The 18583-nt window shown below is 70.3% G+C and carries 12 protein-coding genes; 7 read left to right on the forward strand and 5 right to left on the reverse strand.

Annotated elements, in window-relative coordinates; translation table 11 throughout:
• Nucleotides 1-124: 124 nt before the first annotated feature.
• The 3 genes from PSH03_RS04825 to PSH03_RS04835 are packed head-to-tail and all read right to left on the reverse strand — an operon-like array spanning nucleotide 125 to nucleotide 3793.
• Nucleotides 125-1369: an acyl-CoA dehydrogenase family protein gene (locus tag PSH03_RS04825; protein ID WP_210780612.1), complete on the reverse strand. Its 1245-nt coding sequence runs from the start codon at nucleotides 1367-1369 to the stop codon at nucleotides 125-127.
• The gene (locus tag PSH03_RS04830) at nucleotides 1366-2196 is read right to left on the reverse strand and encodes an SAM-dependent methyltransferase (RefSeq protein ID WP_210780611.1); all 831 of its coding nucleotides are present in this window, start codon (nucleotides 2194-2196) and stop codon (nucleotides 1366-1368) included. The genes PSH03_RS04825 and PSH03_RS04830 overlap by 4 nt, the downstream gene beginning before the upstream one ends.
• Before the next feature lie 34 nt (nucleotides 2197-2230).
• Nucleotides 2231-3793: a class I SAM-dependent methyltransferase gene (locus PSH03_RS04835; RefSeq protein WP_210780610.1), complete on the reverse strand. Its 1563-nt coding sequence runs from the start codon at nucleotides 3791-3793 to the stop codon at nucleotides 2231-2233.
• 396 nt (nucleotides 3794-4189) lie between these two features.
• Between PSH03_RS04835 and PSH03_RS04840 the strand changes: the two genes are divergently transcribed.
• The 7 genes from PSH03_RS04840 (at nucleotide 4190) to PSH03_RS04870 (ending at nucleotide 15960) form a co-directional block, all read left to right on the forward strand.
• A complete protein-coding gene (locus PSH03_RS04840) occupies nucleotides 4190-5563 on the forward strand; it encodes an acyltransferase family protein (protein WP_210780609.1) in 1374 nt (457 codons plus the stop codon).
• The gene (locus PSH03_RS04845) at nucleotides 5560-7434 is read left to right on the forward strand and encodes a hypothetical protein (protein ID WP_210780608.1); all 1875 of its coding nucleotides are present in this window, start codon (nucleotides 5560-5562) and stop codon (nucleotides 7432-7434) included. The genes PSH03_RS04840 and PSH03_RS04845 overlap by 4 nt, the downstream gene beginning before the upstream one ends.
• Nucleotides 7435-7594: 160 nt before the next feature.
• Nucleotides 7595-11413 (forward strand): type I polyketide synthase, encoded by a 3819-nt coding sequence (locus PSH03_RS04850; RefSeq protein ID WP_238688446.1) that lies wholly within the window; start codon nucleotides 7595-7597, stop codon nucleotides 11411-11413.
• A gap of 54 nt (nucleotides 11414-11467) precedes the next feature.
• Nucleotides 11468-12448, forward strand: a complete 981-nt coding sequence (locus PSH03_RS04855; protein WP_210780606.1) for a methyltransferase — start codon at nucleotides 11468-11470, stop codon at nucleotides 12446-12448.
• 15 nt (nucleotides 12449-12463) lie between these two features.
• The gene (locus tag PSH03_RS04860) at nucleotides 12464-14170 is read left to right on the forward strand and encodes an AMP-binding protein (protein WP_238688385.1); all 1707 of its coding nucleotides are present in this window, start codon (nucleotides 12464-12466) and stop codon (nucleotides 14168-14170) included.
• Nucleotides 14171-14347: 177 nt separating this feature from the next.
• On the forward strand, nucleotides 14348-15463 hold the full coding sequence (locus PSH03_RS04865) for a serine hydrolase domain-containing protein (RefSeq protein WP_210780604.1): 1116 nt from the start codon (nucleotides 14348-14350) through the stop codon (nucleotides 15461-15463).
• A 140-nt stretch (nucleotides 15464-15603) separates the two neighbouring features.
• Nucleotides 15604-15960, forward strand: coding sequence for a YciI family protein (locus PSH03_RS04870; RefSeq protein ID WP_210780711.1), 357 nt, complete (start codon nucleotides 15604-15606; stop codon nucleotides 15958-15960).
• Between the two features lie 63 nt (nucleotides 15961-16023).
• Here the strand turns inward: PSH03_RS04870 and PSH03_RS04875 are convergent, their stop codons facing one another.
• Nucleotides 16024-17184, reverse strand: coding sequence for an epoxide hydrolase family protein (locus PSH03_RS04875; RefSeq protein WP_210780603.1), 1161 nt, complete (start codon nucleotides 17182-17184; stop codon nucleotides 16024-16026).
• A 4-nt stretch (nucleotides 17185-17188) separates the two neighbouring features.
• On the reverse strand, nucleotides 17189-18574 hold the full coding sequence (locus PSH03_RS04880) for an FAD-dependent oxidoreductase (RefSeq protein WP_238688386.1): 1386 nt from the start codon (nucleotides 18572-18574) through the stop codon (nucleotides 17189-17191).
• Nucleotides 18575-18583 lie beyond the last annotated feature (9 nt).

Genomic DNA, 18583 nt, shown 5'->3' on the forward strand with positions numbered 1-18583 from the left:
CCCGACCCCCGGGGCGGCTCTCGTCGTGTCCGGCGGGCCCGTACCGGCGGCTGGTGGTCGACGATGGCGGCAACGACGAATGGCCGGACGCGTCCGGCCATTCGTCGTTCGTCGGTGGGGGAGGTCAGGCGGTGAGCCGACCGAAGTGCGCCTGGGTGTAGACGCGGGGGAGAGCCGTCGTCAGGAGTACCGCGAAGCCCGCGTGGCTGTGACAGGTGGACAGGTCACGCCAGACTCGCTCCAGGCGCCCGTCGCCGGTGACCGAGCTGGTCCCGGCCGTGGGCTGGATGACGGCCTCGACGCCGCGCCAGGCCAGTTCCGCCGCCTCGCGGCAGATCATCGCGATCCGCAGGTCCTCCTCCAGGGTGAAGGCGGCCGGTTCGCGGGTGGTCAGGTCGTGCCACTGGCGGATCGCGCTCAACGTGATCGCCTCGGCGGCCGAGATCATGGCCGTGGCCTGACCGAACCACCGTTGGTAGTCCGGATCGTCGACGCGCAGGGTGATCGGTGGCGTCGAGGTCTTGCGGGTGGAGAGGACCTCGCCGTACGCCTCCAGCGCGCCCTGCGCGATCCCGACCCCGAGTGTGGCGCCTTCCAGACACATCGAGCTCATCGGCGCCCCGCCGTACTGCGGGTGGGCGTGCAGCGCGCTCCCACTGGTCCCGGACGTCACCGAGACCTCGCCCAGGTGGGTGTGCTCGAGGCCGAAGTGGTCCGGGATCTCGGCCCGGTCGAAGCGGACGCTGTGCGAGCCGCTGCCCTTGAGCCCCAGTTGCCCGCCCCAGTCGTCGAGACGGGTCCAGGTGCCCCGCGGTGCGATGAACAGCAGCGGATGGGGTGGTTCGCCGTCGTCGCCGGCGACCATGGCGTGGCCGATGAAGTGGGTGGCGTAGGGGATGCCGGAGCAGTAGTTCCACGTTCCGTCGATGATCCAGCCACCGTCGGGGGAGCGGGTGGCGGTCCCGCCGGGGGCGATCACCGCCGGTGCGATGAAGTCACCGCCCCGGAACAACTCGTCCTGCGCCTTCTCCTCGAACAGCATCGCCGTCACCAGCGAGTGGGCCGCGCCGAGGCAGAACATCCAGGCGGTCGACGGGCAGCCTCGGGCCAGGATCATCACCACCCGCAGGAACGTCTCGAACTCGAACTCGTACCCGCCGTAGCGCCGGGGCACTGTGATCCGGTAGAAGCCCGCGTCCCGGAACATCTCGTGGACGTCCTCACCGTAGAACGTCCGACGCTCCACCTCGGACTGCCGGGCCAGTAGTTGGGGAACCATCGCCTCGGCGCGGGCGATCAGGTCGGCCGGCGTGAGATCCGGCTCGGGCACCGGGGGGAATCCTGGATCGGTCAACGCGGGCCTCCTCATCCGAGTGGCCGTCCGGCGGTGATGACGGCGTAGCCGACCTTGCCCGCCCCGGCCTCGAAGTAGTAACCGAGCGCCTTGCCCAGCTCGTCGACCGCCTCGGCGCCGAACTTCTCGGTGAGGTGGGTGCGCTGGCTCTCCGCCTCGGCCACGTACTTTGGTCCCTTGCCGAAGACCCGCGGCCCGCACTGCAGGTACTCGTGGAACTCGAACCCGGCGACGGTCAACGCCTCGACCCACTCCGCTGTCGACTTGAGGAACTGCGCGTTGAACGTCGCCGCGAACTCGGCCGCCTCCTCGATCCCCATGCTGCTCTCACGGGTCGTCTCGGTCAGCGTCAGCCGGCCCCCGGGCCGCAGGACGCGAAACAGACCGCGTAGCACCCGGTCCAGGTCGGTGGCGTACAGCAGGGTTTCCATCGCGACGATCGCGTCGAACGACGCGTCGGGGAAGTCGAGCGTGTTCCAGTCGCCGTGCTGGAAGGTGACCGAGTCACCGAGGTTCGCCGCGACGGCGCGCTTGGTCGCCTCCTCGACCTGCACCGTGCTGATGTTGATGCCGACCACTGTGACGCCGTAGTCGCTCGCCAATTCGAGCGCGGGCGTGCCCAGGCCACAGCCGATGTCGAGGACCCGTTGGCCGGGACGCAGGCCGAGGGATTCGCCGACCCGGCGGGTGATCCGCTGTGACGCCTCCCGCATGGACGCCTCGTCCACCGCGTCGTACCAGTACGCGAGATGAACCTGCCCGTCGTTGAACGCGTTGGACATCGGCGTCGACTCGTCGTACATCGTCGCGATGTCGATCGGCGCGGTTGTGGTGTTCTCCATCCCTCTCCCACTTTCCATGTCGGGCCGCCGACCGTCAGGACGGGCGGCGTTCGGCGGTGACGAAGACGAACGTGCCCGGGTACGACTCGGCGATGATGGTCAGGCCGGCGTCGTCGAGCCACTGCTTGATTTCGTCGATCTCGAAGAGCACGAACCCGTCCGGGCGGGCGGGGAAGTGGTGCGACCGCTGGTAGTAGCGGTAAACCGGTGAGTCGTCCCAGCGGAACGTCATGAGCGTGAGGGTGCCGCCGGGGCGCAGGCAGCGGCCGATCTCGGCGATCGCCCGACCGGCGTCGGGCACCGCCTGCAACGCGTTCCAGAAGTTGACAGCGTCGAGACTGGCGTCGGGGAACGGCAGGTCGAGCGCGTCGCCGCGGACGGCCGGCACCTCGGTCAACCTGCTGCGCAGGTCGTAGAGCATCGCCTCGTTCAGGTCCAGTGCGAGGACCCGCTCGCTGCCGACCGCCTCGCAGACGACGGCGGTCCAGCGGCCCGCGGCGGCGGCCAGGTCGAGCACGGTGCCGCCCCGATGCCAGAGGTGGGCGGCGATGTACTCGTCCTCGTCGGTCGGCGTGACCTCCCCGGACCAGTTGCGGCCCATGATGCGCAGGAAGTTCGGACGCATGCCCTGCTCGTAGTGAAAGCCGATGCCGGCGAGCACCGCCGCGTTCTGCAGCACGTCGGCCTCGGCGTCGTCACTGGAGTCGCTCTTGCCGGCGCCGGGGCGCAGCCGCTGGGACAGGTCGAGCACGCCGTGGGTTATCCCGTAGGCGGCGTCGCACTGCCCGCACCGCGCGACAGTGGTGTCGAAGGTCAGCGACCCCCGGCAGGCCGGGCATTTCAGCACCTCGCGGTGCCGTTCGAAGGCGGCCGGGTCGAGGTCGCGGGGGTTGGTGTCCACGACCAGGTTGTGCGGGCTCGGGTCGACGGCCGCTGCGGGCTTTCCGTTGCCCTGCGCCCACAGCGCCTTGGCCCCCATCGTGGCCAGCACCGAGCGGGTGTCGCCGTCCCAGGTCGTCCGGATCTGGGTGGGGGTCAGGGCGCGGATCCACCGCCTGTCGAACTCGCGCTCCGCCTCGCTGATGTTCCACTCGGCCGGCGACGGCCAGGCCCGCCCGATGTTCGGGTCAGCCTCGTCGAGCGTGTCGAGGGCGCGCTCCAGCCGGGTGCGGTCGGGGGCGTCTAGCCCGAGGTGCCGGGTTGCGTCGAGGATCCGCGCCCGGTCGGTGGGAAAGTGCGCCAGGAGGTAGAGCAGCGCGAGGGTGAGCGGCGCGTCGGGCTCGGTGGCGCCGCGGGCCGCGTCGAGGTAGCCGTCGATGCCCTCGCGCACCGCCGTCGTCACCGGCCCGTCCGTCGCCGGGTGCTCAGCCTCGGCGAGCAGCCCGAGCAGCACCAGCAGGTAGCCCCGCCGGTCGGCGTCGACGCTGTCCAGTGCGCCGATCAGTTCCGGTACGGCCGACACCGCCGCGGGCCGGGCCGCGCCGTCGGTCCAGAGTGCGTCGACCAGGTCGTGGAAGGCGTCGTCGATCCGGTGGGGAGCTGCGTCTCGGTACGAGCCGAGCAGCTCGTTGAAGGTGATTTCCGCGGTTTCGGTCATGTGCCCGTCCCGTCTCGGCCGTGTCCAGGTCAGCGGCAAGGCGCGTACGCGCCGGCTGCCCGACAGGTTGCCACCCGGCGCGGGGCCGAAGCACCTCTGACGTTGCGCTGCACACGCCCAGCGGCGATCCGTCGTCCACTTCGGACAGGTTGCTGGGAATCCAGCAATCTGGAAGATGCAGCCGCGGATGATCGCCTGAAAAATAACTGCCTGAACTTTCCGCTCTCGAACGACTCACGACCTCATGCCCGGCGGCGTCCGGGCATGGAGGCGTTCGATCATCTCCACCCACCGTCCGGTCAGGGGGGGCGGGCCGGTGGGCGATCTTCGGCTGCGCCGCGGATGGCCCACGCAACACGTAGGGCGTTTGTCAGGCAATCGTGAGGGGAGCGTGTAATGACAGCGACCGAGGCGACGCACTCCGACGCCGAAATCGGCACACAGCACAAGCGGCGGTACGCGCGATACGACGGCCTCCGCGGCATCTGCGCGATCTTCGTGGTGATCTACCACATCGGCTACCAGTCCGGCATCAGCGAGTTGCCCGGCCACGAGGGTGTTCCCATCCTGGGAAGCCTCGTGCCGGCGTTCCGGATCTTCCTTCCGCCGTTCTTCGTCCTGTCCGGCCTGCTGCTCTACCGGCCGTTCGCGCGCGCCATCATCGCGGGCACCCCCCGCCCCGCGGCCGGCCCGTTCATCGTGGGCCGGGCGCTGCGCCTGCTGCCCGCCTTCTACCTGCTCACGCTCGTGGTCATGTTCACCCTCAACCTCTCCGCCGTCGACGGCGCGTGGGAGGTCATCAAGCCGTTCATCCTGCTGCACTACTGGTTCACGCCGGAGATGGCACAGTGGTGGCCGGGCATGGAGCACACCTGGACCGTGCCGGTCGAGATGTCGTACTACCTTGCCCTGCCGATCCTGGCCTGGCTGATCAACCGAAGCGCCCGCCGGGGCGCCGACCCGGCCGCGCGGGCCCGCCGCATCATCGTGCCGTTCGTGCTCATGACCGTGATCGGCACCGCCTGGACGGTCTTCTGCTACCTGCCGTCGCAGGCCGAGCACACCTACTACTTCGTCTTCTGGCCGCTGGGCTACGCCGGGTTCTTCGCCGCCGGCATGGCACTCGCGACGCTCTCCGCGTACCGGGACGTGACAGGCGTGGTGCCGACCCTGCACCGCGCGGTCGCCAAGCACCCGATGCTGTGGTGGCTGGGCGCTCTCGCGGCACTGCTGCTCTACATCCCCAAGCCGTTCGCCCCGCAGGTCGTGGTCGGCACCTGGCCCGCGATGGCTCAGCACCTGGTGGAGTACGTCCTGTTCTTCGCCTTCGGCCTGCTCGCGGTCGTCCCACTGACAGTGCCCGAGGTGCGCTCACGGTTCATGGACGCCGTGCTCACCAACCCGCCGATCCGCTACATCGGCCGCCTCTCGTACGGCGTCTACCTGTGGAACGTCCCGGTCATGTACTACTACTTCCAGTACGGGACGATCTTCGGCAACCAACCGCTCGGGCTCAACGACGCCCGACCCACGCTGCCCTTCGGCGAGCTGGTCGGCTTCGTCCTCTACGTGATCGTCGGCACGGCGCTCTTCACGCTGGTCAGCTACTACGTGGTCGAGCGTCCGGCCCTGCGCCTGCGGCACGTCTTCAACGCTCCGATCTCCGCACTGGAACTGGGGTACGCCACGGCGCCCGCCGACGACGCCCGTTCCGCCGACCGGGCCGAGCCGCAGGACGTCAGCGCGACGCAAAGGAGCACCAAACGATGAACCGACTGATCTCACGGCTCGGTGCGGGCGGTGTCGCCCTGTGCACCGTCCTGGCCCTCGGCGTACCGGGGCCTGGGCGGGCCGCGCCCGCGCGGTCGACCCCGGCGCCCTCGCCCGCACGCACCGGCACTGTCACGTTGGTGACCGGCGACAAGGTGGCGCTCGACCGGGAGCGCGTCGTCGCCATCACCCCGGCGCCCGGGCGCGTGGGCACCCCGTTCCGGCAGTACCGGCAGGACGGCGAGTTGTACGTCGTGCCCGCCGACCAGCTCGCGCGGGTCGCGTCGGGGCGGCTCGACGAGCGACTCTTCGCCGTGTCGGCGCTGGCCCGGTCCGGGGTCTCCGACGCCCGCGCCGCCGATCTGCCGCGCCGCGCCGTGAAGCGCCAGGCGGTCGCCACGGATGGTGTCACGCTCACGTTCACCTTCCTGGACCGGCGGGGCATCCCGACGGCCGACTACTTCGTCAGCCTCTTCGACACGGTTTCGCGGCAGGAATACAGCGGCTACCACGAGTCCGGTACCACCACCGTGACCGTTCCCGCCGGCCACTACTACCTGGAGGCGGGCGTCAGCGGTGCCAGCACCACCGACGTGGTGCCGTTCGACTTCTTCGTGGAGCCGGACATCGCGGCGACCGGAGACCTGGCGCTGACCTTCGACGCCCGCGACGCGAAACCGCTCACGTTCGGCCTGGACCGGCGCGGCGCCACCGGCATCCTCGACGTGATGCCCAGCCGCCAGACCGGCGCCGCGGCGGCCGGCTCCACTGTGCACGGCCCACAGGATGAGATCCGCGTCCGCCCGTCACGGACGGCCGCCGCCGGCCAGTTCACCTTCACCGTCGCCGCGCACCTGGGCAAACCGGACGGTAACGGTGGTTTCCTCGGCTCGCCGTACCAGTACCACCTGCAGTGGAGCGAGGACGGCACGGTACCGGCGAACCTGCACCGCGTGTTCCACGACGCCGATCTGGCCAAGGTGCGAAACGTCATCGCCGCGCAGGTGCCCGGCGCTGTCAACCGCAAGCTCTATTCGGCGTACGTGCAGCCACCGGCGACCATCACCGAATTCACCTCACCCGGCGCGGCGTTCTTCGAGGACGTGTACGAACTGGATGCGGACAACAACCTCAATTGGCAGATCGCCGACCTGCCCCGACAAGCCGGCATCGCCGGCAGCACCCGTACCGAGAAGTGGAACGTCGGGCCATTCGGGCCGGCCTTCGCCACCAGCCCGGTGCTGCCCGTGGTGTGGTGTGGCCGTTTCGGCGACCAGATGAACTTCGAAATTCCGCACTTTTCCGACCAGAATCCCGACCACTTCGGATTTTCTGGCACCCTGGCCGAGGAAATGCGGATGTTCCGCAACGGGCAGCCGCTGATTTCCCAGGACTCCGAGTTCGGAATCTTCACGGTGCCACCGGGGACCGCCACCTACCGCCTGGAGACCCGGTCCACCCGGGACACCTCGCCGTTCTCGACCGAGGTGCGGGGCGCCTGGACGTTCCGGTCCGGGCACGTCGCGGGCGGCCCGGCCAACGAGGCGGCGCTACCCATGGCGGCGCTGCGTTTCGCGCCCGCGCTCGATCAGCAGAACCGGGCGGCAGCCGGTCAGCGGTTCAAGATCCCGTTGTACCTGCAGGCGCAGCAGGGTGCTGTCCTCGGTGAGTGGGGCAACGTGACACTCGACGCGTCGTACGACGATGGCGCGACCTGGCAGTCGGCGCCCGTGGTGAAGACCGCCGCCGGCTTCACCGCGACGGTCACGCATCCGGCGACGACCGGATTCGTGTCGCTGCGGGCCAGCGCCACCGACAGCCTCGGCAACAAGACGGAACTCACGATTATCCACGCGTACCTCCTGAAGTAAAGGGCCGAAAAACCGCACCTTCGGAGTGCAGCCCGCACTCTCGAAGATGGCGCGTCTCCCATCGGCTGTGACGATGAAGTGCGGTCCCGGGAATCTCCTCATCCGGTCGATTCCCGGGACCACCCGATTCGGTCGGACCCGAAAGGGGTGAGTGGTGGGTATGAGTTCCGTCGACATCGACCGCAATGAACCGATTGCGATCGTCGGGATGGGTCTGCGTTTTCCCGGCGGCATCAACTCTCCGCAGACGTACTGGGATTTCCTCGTCGCCGAGCGCAATGCGTTGCGCGAGGCGCCGCAGGAACGGTGGGACGGCTACGCAGCGATCAGCCCGGCGCACGCCGCGGCGACCCGGCGGGCCCTGAAGTACGGCAGCTACCTCGACGACGTGGCGGGCTTCGACGCCGAGTTCTTCGGGGTTTCCCCGCGCGAGTCCGAGCTGATCGACCCGCAGCAGCGCATCACCCTGGAGGTGGCCTGGGAGGCGCTGGAGCACGCCGGCATCCTGCCGCAGTCGCTCGCCGGCAGTGACACCTCCGTGTTCATGGGTGTCTGCACCGATGACTACGGCCGCCGCATGCTGGAGGACCTACCCCGGCTGGAGGCGTGGATGGGCATCGGCTCGTCCATGTGCGGTGTGGCGAACCGGCTGTCGTACGTGCTGGACCTGCGCGGCCCGAGCGTCGCTGTCGACACGGCCTGCTCAGCCTCGCTGGTCGCCATTCACCAGGCATGCCAGGCGCTCCGGCTCGGCGAGACGGACCTGGCGTTGGCCGGCGGCGTGATGTTGGTGGCCAGTCCGGCGTACCTGCTGGTGCTCGAGGCTGCCGGCGCGCTCGCGCCGGACGGCCGGTCCAAGGCGTTCGACGCGTCCGCCGACGGCTACGGCCGAGGCGAGGGCTGCGGGGTCCTCGCCCTGAAGCGGCTGTCGCAGGCGCGGCGCGACGGGGACCGGATCCACGCGTTGATCCGAGGCAGCGCGGTCTGCCAGGACGGGCGCACGAACGGCATCATGGCGCCGAGTCAGGAAGCGCAGGAGGAGTTGGTGCGCCGGGCCTGCCGGGCTGCCGGTGTGTCGCCCGCCTCGCTTGACTACGTGGAGGCGCACGGCACGGGCACCGGGCTGGGTGATCTCGTGGAGATCGGCGCCCTGTCCGCGGTTGCCGGGGCCGACCGTTCACCGGAGGCTCCGCTGCTGGTCGGCTCGGTCAAGACCAACATCGGGCACCTGGAGGCCGCCTCCGGTGTCGCCGGACTGATCAAGATGGTGCTGTCGATGCAGCACGGCGCGATCCCGGCCACGCTGTCCGCCACAGTGCCGAACACCGAGATTCCCTGGGAGACCTCCGGCCTGTCAGTGGTCGACAGGCTGACGCCGTGGCCGGACAACGACGGCCCCCGGCGGTCCGGCACCGGCAACTACGGCTACGGCGGCACGATCGCCCACGTCATCCTCGAGGAGGCTCCGCAGGAGCCGAGCGCCGTTGCGCAGCCGAGCGTCCCGACGAGTGTCGACGAGAGCGAGCGGGTCTATCCGCTCTCCAGCGCGACCCTCGCCGGCGTCGCCGCGAACGCGGGCGCGCTGGCCGACTGGGTGGAGCGTTCCGACGCGGACCTCGCCGACATCGGTCACACGCTGGCCCACCGCCGGCAGCCGCTCAACGCCCGCGCCGCGGTCGTCGCCGCGGACCGCGCCGAACTCGTCAACCGACTCCGCAAGCTCGCCACGGGCACGGCCGCCGCGGGCGTGGCCACCGGTACGGTCGCGCGCGGCGCCGCCGCCGACGCGGTCTGGGTGTTCTCCGGGCACGGGGCGCAATGGGTCGGGATGGGCCGGGAACTGCTCGACAGTGAGCCGGCGATGGCCGAGACGATGGCTGAGCTGGGGCCGGTGTTCCGCGCCGAGCTGGGCTTCGATCCCCACGAAGCCCTGCTGGAGGACGACTTCACCGAGGTCGGCCGGGTGCAGGCGATGACCTTCGCGATCCAGGTAGGTCTCACGCGGATCTGGCAGAGCTACGGCCTGCGTCCGGCGGCGATCGTCGGGCACTCGATCGGCGAGATCGCGGCCGCGGTCGCGGCCGGCATGCTCGACCTTCCGCAGGCGGCACACCTGGTCTGTCGCCGGTCCCGGCTGCTGCGTCGGGTCGCCGGCCAGGGCGGCATGGCGATGGTCAACCTGCCGTTCGACAAGGTCACGGCCCGGCTGGCCGACGTCCCCGGGGTCGCGGCGGCGGTCGCGGCGTCCCCCACGTCGACCGTGATCAGTGGCCCGTCCGCACTTGTCGAGGAGATCGCCGACCGCTGGCGGAGCGAGAACCTGGTCGTCCGGCGGGTCAACTCCGACGTCGCCTTCCACAGCCCGCAGATGGACGGGTTGGTCGACGACCTGCGAGCCGACCTCGCCGACCTGGTCAGCCGGCCGGCCACCGTGCCGGTGTACACCACCGCCCTGACCGAGGTGCGCTCCACGGCGGAGCGGTCGGCCGACTACTGGGTGACCAACCTACGCAACCCGGTGCGCTTCGAGCAGGCGATCCGCGCCGCGGTCGACGACGGGCACCGCGTCTTCCTGGAGATCTCCGCACACCCGATCGTGCAGCACTCCGTCATCGACATCCTCGCCGTGGTCGGCGTCGAGGACGGCGTCATCGCGCACAGCCTGCGCCGGGAACGCCCGCAGCGACCGACCCTGCTGGAGAACCTCGGCACCCTGCACTGCGCGGGCGTGCCGGTTGACTGGGCGAGCCTGCAACCCGGTGGTGACCTCGTCGACGCCCCGACCAACGAGTGGCAGCACCGTCGATACTGGATCGACAGCGCCCGGCCCGCGGCGGCCAACCTCGAGCACGACGTCGAGACCCACACCCTGCTCGGGGCCCGTACCGCCGTGCAGGGCACCACGCCCGTGCTGATGTGGCGGACGTTCCTCGACGACACGAACCGGCCGTACCCCGGCGGGCACGCGGTGCTGGGCACCGAGGTGATCCCTGCGGCGGCGACACTCAACACACTGTTCCAGGCGGCCGAGAACGCGCCGCTGCGCGACGTCGCGCTGCGGGTGCCGATCGGCGTGATGGTGCCCCACGAGATCCAGGTCGTCCGGCAGGACGGCACCGTGCGGCTCAGTTCCCGGCTCACCACTCAGCAGGACGACAAGTCCTGGCTCACCCACGCCAGCGCCGAGATCGCCGACGCGGCGCCGACGGCCGAGCGGGTCGACCCGGAGACGCTGCGCGCCGCTCACCCGGAGACGCTGGACCCCTCCTGTGTCTGGGACCGGCTCGCCGCGATCGGGGTGGTCGGTATCGGCTGGCCGTGGGAGGTCGAAGCCGTACGCCGACACCCGTCCGGGATGCTGGCGACGGTCGTCGCGGACCCCACCGGCGGTCAGTCAGAGCGGACCTGGGCCTCGCTCACCGATGCCGCGCTCTCGGTGGCGCCGGTCATCTTCCCCGGCGACCCGCTGTTGCGGATGCCGGGCTGGCTGACCGAGGCCACGCTGGTGTTGCCGCCGCCCCCGAAGGCGTTGATCGCGGTACGGCTGATCGCCGGGTCCGACGACGAGGTGGAGGTCGACGTCGAGGTGCGGACCCTCGACGGGGACCTGGCCGCCCGGTTCACCGGCGTCCGGTTCGGGGCGGTGCGCAAGGAGGTGCTCATCGATCTCGGTCCCGAGGAGGAGCAGACCGCCGAGGAACAGGTCTGGCAGACGCTGTCCGGTCCGGAGTTGCGCGACTTCGTGCTCGCCGCGGTCCGCGAGGTGGCCGCCGGTGAGGTACGCCTGCCGTTGGAGGACCTCGACGTGCACCGGCCGCTGGCGGAGCTGGGCGCGGACTCGCTGATGACGGTGGCTATCCAGCTGCGGTTGGAGCGGCGGTTCCGCACGCCGGTCCCGTCGACGCTGCTGTGGAACCGACCGACAGTGGCGGCGGTCGCCGAGTACCTGACCGACGAACTGACCGCCGACGTCAAGTAGCAGCCACAGAGGGGAACGACCACCGTGCCCGAGCCTGATCCGCACACCAGGATGATGGCGATCCTGCATGCGCCGCTGATCACGCAGATGGTGGTCGCCGTCGCCGAGCTGGGCATCGCCGACCAGCTCGCCGACGGGCCCCAGCCGGTCGAGGCACTGGCCGCGAAGGTCGACGCCCGTCCGGAGGCCCTGCACCGGATTCTGCGGGCGCTGGCCGGCGTCGGTGTGGTCGCGCAACCTGCGCCGGGCGTCTACGGTCCGACGCCGTTGCTCGACACCCTCCGCACGGACGCACCGGGCTCGCTCGACGCGTGGGCCCGGTTGTGGGGGCTGCCCGAGCGTCAGGCAGCCCTCACGGCCCTCACGCTCGGCCTGCGCGACGAACGTCCACCGTTCGAACAGATCTACGGCCTGTCCTGGTGGGCCCACCTCGAACGGCGACCCGAGCAGGCGGCGGTCTTCCGCGACGCGATGGGTGATCTTTCCCGCCAACTCCACGCCCAGGCGGTCGCCGCGTACGACTTCTCCGGTGTGCGCCGGATCTGTGACGTCGGCGGTGGCACCGGCAGTCTGGTGGCCACTCTGCTGAGGTCGTACCCGACGCTGACCGCGGTGCTCCTGGACCGGCCGGCGGTGGTCGCGCACGCCGACGCGGTGCTCGACGCGGCCGGTGTCGCCGACCGGGTGACCGTCGAGAGCGGGGACTTCTTCACCGCGGTGCCCGGCGGCGCCGACGCGTACCTCCTGTCGATGATCCTGCACGACTGGACCGACGAGCAGGTCGTCACCGTGTTGACAAACGTGCGCCGGGTGATCGACCCGAACGGCCGCTTGTTCGTCGTCGACGCCGTCATCCCGGAGGACGACCAGCCGCACGACGGCAAGCTGCGCGACATCATCATGCTCGCGCTGCATCCGGGGCGCGAGCGCACCGAGCGCGAGTTCGGGGCGGTGTTCGACCGCGCCGGATTCCGGCTCGCCGAAACACGCGAGGTCTCGGCCTCGACCGGTCTGCTCGTCGCCGTCCCCGTGTAGCGCTCAGGAGAACCGATGACCACAGAGCAGGACAACAGACTGCCGCCGTCCGACGCGCGTCAGCGGTGGGACACCGTGCCGTACCCGGCTGCCGCCGCGGACAGGTATCGCGCCGAGGGTCTGTGGCAGCCACGCACGATTCCGGCGGCGCTGCGGGAGACCGTACGCGCCCACCCGGACCGCGTCGCGGTCGTCACGCCGGGCGTTCGGTGGACGTACGCCGACCTCGACCGGCACTCCGACGTGATCGCCGCGGGTCTGCTGGATGCCGGGTTACATCCGGGCGAGTCGGTGATCCTGCAGATCACCAACAGCGCTCTCGCGGTGGCCACCTGGTACGGCCTGCTCAAGGCCGGCCTGATCCCGGTGTGCACGCTGGCGATCCACCGGCGCCACGAGATCGAGGAGATCGCGCGGCAGACCCGCGCCTCGGCCCACCTGGTGCAGGCCGATCTGCGCGGCTTCGACCTGGTGGCGTTCGCCGACGAGATCCGCCGGTTGGTGCCGAGCATCCGTCTGCTGGCCACCATCGGGGGCCGTCCCGGCGCGTCCGGTCAGGAACGGATCGAGGATCTCGTCGACCGCCCACTGTCCGACGCGCGGGCGGCCCGGCTGGCGCAGATCGACGCGAACACCGACCTCGACGCGCCCGCCGTCTTTCAGCTCTCCGGTGGCACCACCGGCGTACCCAAGGTGATCCCCCGGCTGCACCCGGAATACTGGTACAACGCGGTCGCCACCGCCCGCTGGTGGGGTTTCACCCCGCAGGATCGGCTCGGTTTCGGCCTGCCCCTGGTGCACAACGCCGGTGCCACCAACGCGTTGCACGCCGCGCACTCGGTGGGCGCCGCGCTGCTGCTCGCCACACCCGTCGCCGATGATCTGCTGGCCCTGATGGACGACGAGCGGGCCACCTGGTTCATGAGCCCGCCGGGCCTGATGAACGAGTACCTGCGGCATCCACGGTTCGACGGCGCCTTCGCCAGTGTCCACAGTTGCGTGCTGACCGCGGCGAAGGTGCCCCGGGAGCTGTTCGACGCGATCGAGGCGCGCGGGGTGCACGTCACCCAGGCGTTCGGGATGACCGAGGGGTTGTTCCTGTTCACGCCACGCGACGCGTCGCCGCACCTGCGCGCCTCAACTGTGGGCGTGCCGATCAGTCCGCTGGACGAGGTGGTCCTGCTGGAGCCCGGCACGCTGCGGCCGACGCCGCCGGGGGAAATCGGTGAGCTGTGCGCGCGCGGTCCGTACACAGTGCCCGGCTATCTCGGCGTGCCGGTCGGCACCGACTCGGCGTTCACGCCCGACGGGTTCTACCGCAGCGGCGATCTGGTCCGCGCGCACCACCTGGACGGTCTGGTCGCCTACTCGATCGAGGGCCGGGTCAAGGACCTGATCAACCGGGGCGGCGAGAAGGTCAACGCCGAGGAGGTGGAGCGGATCCTGCTCGGTCACGAGTTGGTGGTCGACGCGGCGTTGGTGGCGATGCCGGACGAGCGGCTGGGGGAGCGCGCCTGCGCCTACCTGGTGTGTCGCCCGGACGGACCGCTGCCGACGCTCGACGACGTCCGGCACTACCTGGAGGAGTTCGGCCTGGCCCGGTTCAAGTGGCCGGAGCGGATCGAGTTCGTGGACGCGTTGCCGCGTACCCCGATCGGCAAGATCTCCAAGCAGTGGCTCCGCGAGGACATCGTGCGTCGCCTGGGTGGCCCGCGCACCTGAGACCCCGCAACACCCGAAGGCCGGCCGTACGTCAGTACGGCCGGCCTTCGTCGTCGTGTTTCCGGAGAGTCGGATCTGAGTAGAAAGTGGCTTTGATGGCAAAATGCCGGGAGTGGCTCCGACCTACAGGTGAGGGGCACGCTTCGAGTGCCATGACGACCGGGTAGGAGGCAGACGATGAGCGATCTTCAGAAGCAGGTGCAGGTGCTGGTCGACGGGCTGGTGGACGACGGTGTCGAGGACGGCGTGCAGGTCGCCGTCTATCGCAACGGTGACCTGGTGGTCAACGTGGTGGCAGGGGTCGCGGACACGGCTGCCGGCCAACCTGTTCGGCCCGACACCCTCTTCTACTCGGCGTCGACGGGTAAGGCGGCGGCCTCCACCGTGGCGCACGCGCTGGTGGACGACGGTGTGTTCGACTACGACACCCGGGTCGCCGACCTCTGGCCGGAGTTCGCCGCGCACGGCAAGGGCGAGGTGCGGATCCGGCACGTACTGACACACTCGGCCGGTGTGCCGGCGGTCCCCGCGGACACCACGATCGAGCAGCTCACCGACTGGAACGGCATGTGTCAGCTCATCGCCGACATGGAGCCCTGGTGGGCGCCCGGCGAGCGGGTCGGCTACCACGCCGCCACCTTCGGCTACCTGATCGGCGAGGTCGTCCGCCGGGCCACCGGCAAACCGATCTCGACAGTTCTCGCCGAACGCGTCGCCGGGCCCATCGGGATGGCCGACGAGTTGTTCTTCGGGGTGCCGCAGGAGCAGCTCGGCCGGGTGGCCCGACTGACCGACGACCCGGGGGGCAAAGCCGCGTTCGCCTCGATGCCACCGGATTTTCCGCTGTTCAAGGCCGTTCCGCCGGCGATCGTGCCGAACGCGGACTTCGGCAACAGGGTGGACGTGCTGACCTCGGACATGCCGTTCGCCGGCACGATGAGCGCCCGGGCGATCGCGAAGATGTACGCGGCACTCACCGGTGAGGTGGACGGCGTACGGCTGATCTCCCCGGAACGGCTGCGCGAGGCCACCACGCTGGCCACCGCCGGCCTCGACGACGAGATGACCGGCGGCACCTCGACCTGGGCGCTCGGCTACTGCCTGGGCTGGCCGGGCACCTCCGACCCGTCGGACCGACCGACGGTCTTCGGCATGGTGGGCATCGGCGGCAGCGCCGCGTTCGCCGACCGGGCGACCGGAGTCACCGTCGCGGTGACCAAGAACCGGTTCAACCCGATCGAGATGAACATCGTGCAGCGGGTCACCGAACTCGCCGACGAGGCGTTCGTCTGAGCCCTCCGGACACCGGCCCGCTCGCGGGAAAAGTGGGAAAAACCGTGGATCGATGACACATTTGGCGGCGCGGCTCCGACTGCACTATGAAGGATGCCGATCCGGCACAGCCTCTGCGAAGGAGTTCTTCCGTGAAGTACATGCTGTTGATCCACGCGAACCCCGCAACTGTCACGGGACGGTCCGAAGCCGAGACCATGAAGGTCTACGCCGAGATCGACGCCATCACCAAGGAGCTGTCCGAGTCCGGTGAGCTGATCGGCGGCGAGGTCCTGGCCGACGTGTCGCAGTCGAAGGTCGTCCGCGTCACCGGCGGCGTCCCGGTGACCACCGACGGCCCGTTCGTCGAGGCCAAGGAGCACCTGGCCGGCTACCTGATCGTCGAGACCGACAGCGAGCAGCGCGCGATCGACATCGCGGCCCGGTGGCCGGACGCCAGTGAGGGCGGCGCCATGGAGGTTCGGCCCATCATGGACATCGGCGGAACCGAGATGTGAGGTGGGACTGCGGGCCGGGCCACCCCGCTGTGGCCCGGCCCGCGCCCTCGCCGACGCCGCTGGTCAGTTGGGCAGCCCACGGACGAACGTCCGCAGGTCGGTGACCAGGAGAGCCGGCTGCTCAAGGGCGGGGAAGTGACCGCCCCGGTCGTACTCCGACCAGTGCGCGAGCGTCGGCAGGATGCCCTCCGCGAAGCGCCGCACCGGTCGTACCGCGTCCTCCGGGAACGCCGCCACGCCGACCGGCATGGCCAGCGGCCACGGGCCACCCCAGGTCCGCGCGAAGTCGGCGTCGCGGTGCGTCGACTCGAAGTAGAGCTGCGCGCTCGATCCCGCGGTCGCCGTCAACCAGAAGATCGTGACCGTGGTGAGGATGTGCTCGCGGCTGATCGCGTCCTCCGGTGCCTTGTCGGCGGCGGACCACTCCTTGAACTTCTCCACGATCCAGGCGAGCTGCCCGACCGGGGAGTCGGTGAGCCCGTAGGAGAGCGTCTGCGGTCGCGTCGACTGGATCTTCTGCCAGCCCATGCCGTCCTGCTGGAAATCCAGCGCGAAGCCCAGTTTCGCCTGGTCGGCGGGGCTGAGTTCGGCGAACTCGGTGAAGTCCGGCGGTGGGAACGTCACGCACATGTTGAGGTGCACCCCGCGTACGTGCTCCGGGTCGGCCAGACCCACGCGCAGCGAGATCGGTGAGCCCCAGTCGCCGCCCTGGGCCACGTACCTGTCGTAGCCGAGGTCCGCCATCAGCCTGGTCCACGCCCGGGCGACGCGCTCGGTGTCCCAGCCGGCCTGCCGGGTCGGCCCGGAGAAGCCGTACCCCGGGATGGTGGGGACGACGACGTGGAACGCGTCGGCCGCGTCACCACCGTGAGCGGCCGGGTCGACCAGCGCGTCGATGATGTCGACGAACTCGAAGCCGGTGCTCGGCCAGCCGTGCGTGAGCAGCAGCGGCGTGGCGCCCGGCACCTGCGAGCGGACATGCAGGAAGTGCACCTGGGCGCCGTCGATCTCGGTGACGAACTGCGGTATCTCGTTGAGCCGACGCTGGGTGGCGGCCCAGTCGTAACCGGAGTGCCAGTACTCGGCCAGCTCCCGCAGGTAGCCGACCGGCACGCCACGGCTCCACCCCACGTCGGGGATCTCGTCCGGCCACCGGGTCGCGGCGATCCGTCGGCGCAGGTCGTCGATGTCGGACGGTGGAACGTCGATCTGGTACGGGCGCATCGTCCTACCTCTCGGGTTGTGGCCGGCTGACCGGGGCAGCCGCCAGGGTCGGCGCCGGCGGCGGTACGGGCCGACCGGCCTTGCGCAGCACACGGACGATCCGGTCGGGGCGGAGCAGGCTGGTCGGCGGGTCGATCAGCCCGGCCACCCGGATGAAGCCGTTGGTCAGTTCCGCGTCGTGTACTGCGGCCCGCTGGTACCGGGCGACATACGCGTTGATCGTGCGCACCTTCGCGGTGCGACGACCCTGAACTCCCGCGTAACCGAGGTCGGCGCTGGCCGAGAAGTCCCACGGTGAGTCGATCTCGGCGGCGATTCGACGGAAGAACTCCCGCCAGTGCGGGATCGCGCCCTGGCGCAGAAGGCCGCCGAGTACCACCGACTCCACAGCGGCCACGGTCATGCCCTGGGCGTAGATCGGGTTGAAGCTGCACACCGCGTCGCCGAGCACCAGGAACCGATCCGGGAACCGGGTCAGGTGCTCGTAGCGGCGTCGGACGCTCGCCGGGTAGCGGAACTGCACGGGGTCGTCGAGCGGCTCGCAGTCGGCGAGCACTTTGGCGATCTCGGGCACCGGCACCGAGCGGACGAACTCTGCGAAACCCTCCGGATCGGTGGGCGGATGGTCGCCGAGAATGCCGGTCAGCGACAGCTCCAGCCGGTTGTCGTCGCCGGGCAGGCGGTAGAAGAAGGCGCCGCGTGGCTGCGCCGGCGTGGCCGCCGGGATGATCGCCAGATCGCTGCCGAACGGGTCGTACGGCGCCTGGTAGTGCCGCGTCGTGTAGGCGAGGTCGATCTTCACCTTGTCTTCGGTGGGCCGCGCGTACCCCAGCTCCGCCAACCAGGCCGGCGTGCGCGAGCCCCGGCCGGTGGCGTCGATGACCAGGTCGGCGTCGAGCACCTCGGGAGTGCTGCCGGGTGTCTGCGCCTGGATCCGCGCGCCGGTCACTGTCGCGCCGTCCGCGGTGACCGCCAGCCCGAGGACGTCGCGCTGCTGCAGGAACCGGACGTTGGGAATGGCCTGCACCCGCTTGCGCAGATGGTACTCGAGCACGGGTCGGGTGGCGGGCACCGAGAGCAGCCCGGAGGTCGACGGCTTGAGCCGCCGCCCACCGAAGATCCACTGGATGTCGCCGTTGAAGTCACCGGGCTTGACGCCGGCGTTGACCAGGTCGGCCATCAGGCCGGGGAACTGCCGTTCGAAGATCTGCTGGCCCTTCGCGACCAGTCCGTGCGCGTGCCGACCGTGCGGGACTCCCCGCCGGTACGTCGGGTTGTCCACGACCTCGTCGCGGTCGACGAGCACCACGTCGTCGAACGACTCGGCTAGTTCCTTCGCCGCGAGGAGCGCCCCGAGGCTGGCGCCGAGCACGACCACACGGTCGCCCACCTTCCGGCC

The sequence above is a fragment of the Micromonospora salmantinae genome (genome assembly GCF_022230905.1).
GTDB classification, from domain to species: Bacteria; Actinomycetota; Actinomycetes; order Mycobacteriales; family Micromonosporaceae; genus Micromonospora; species Micromonospora salmantinae.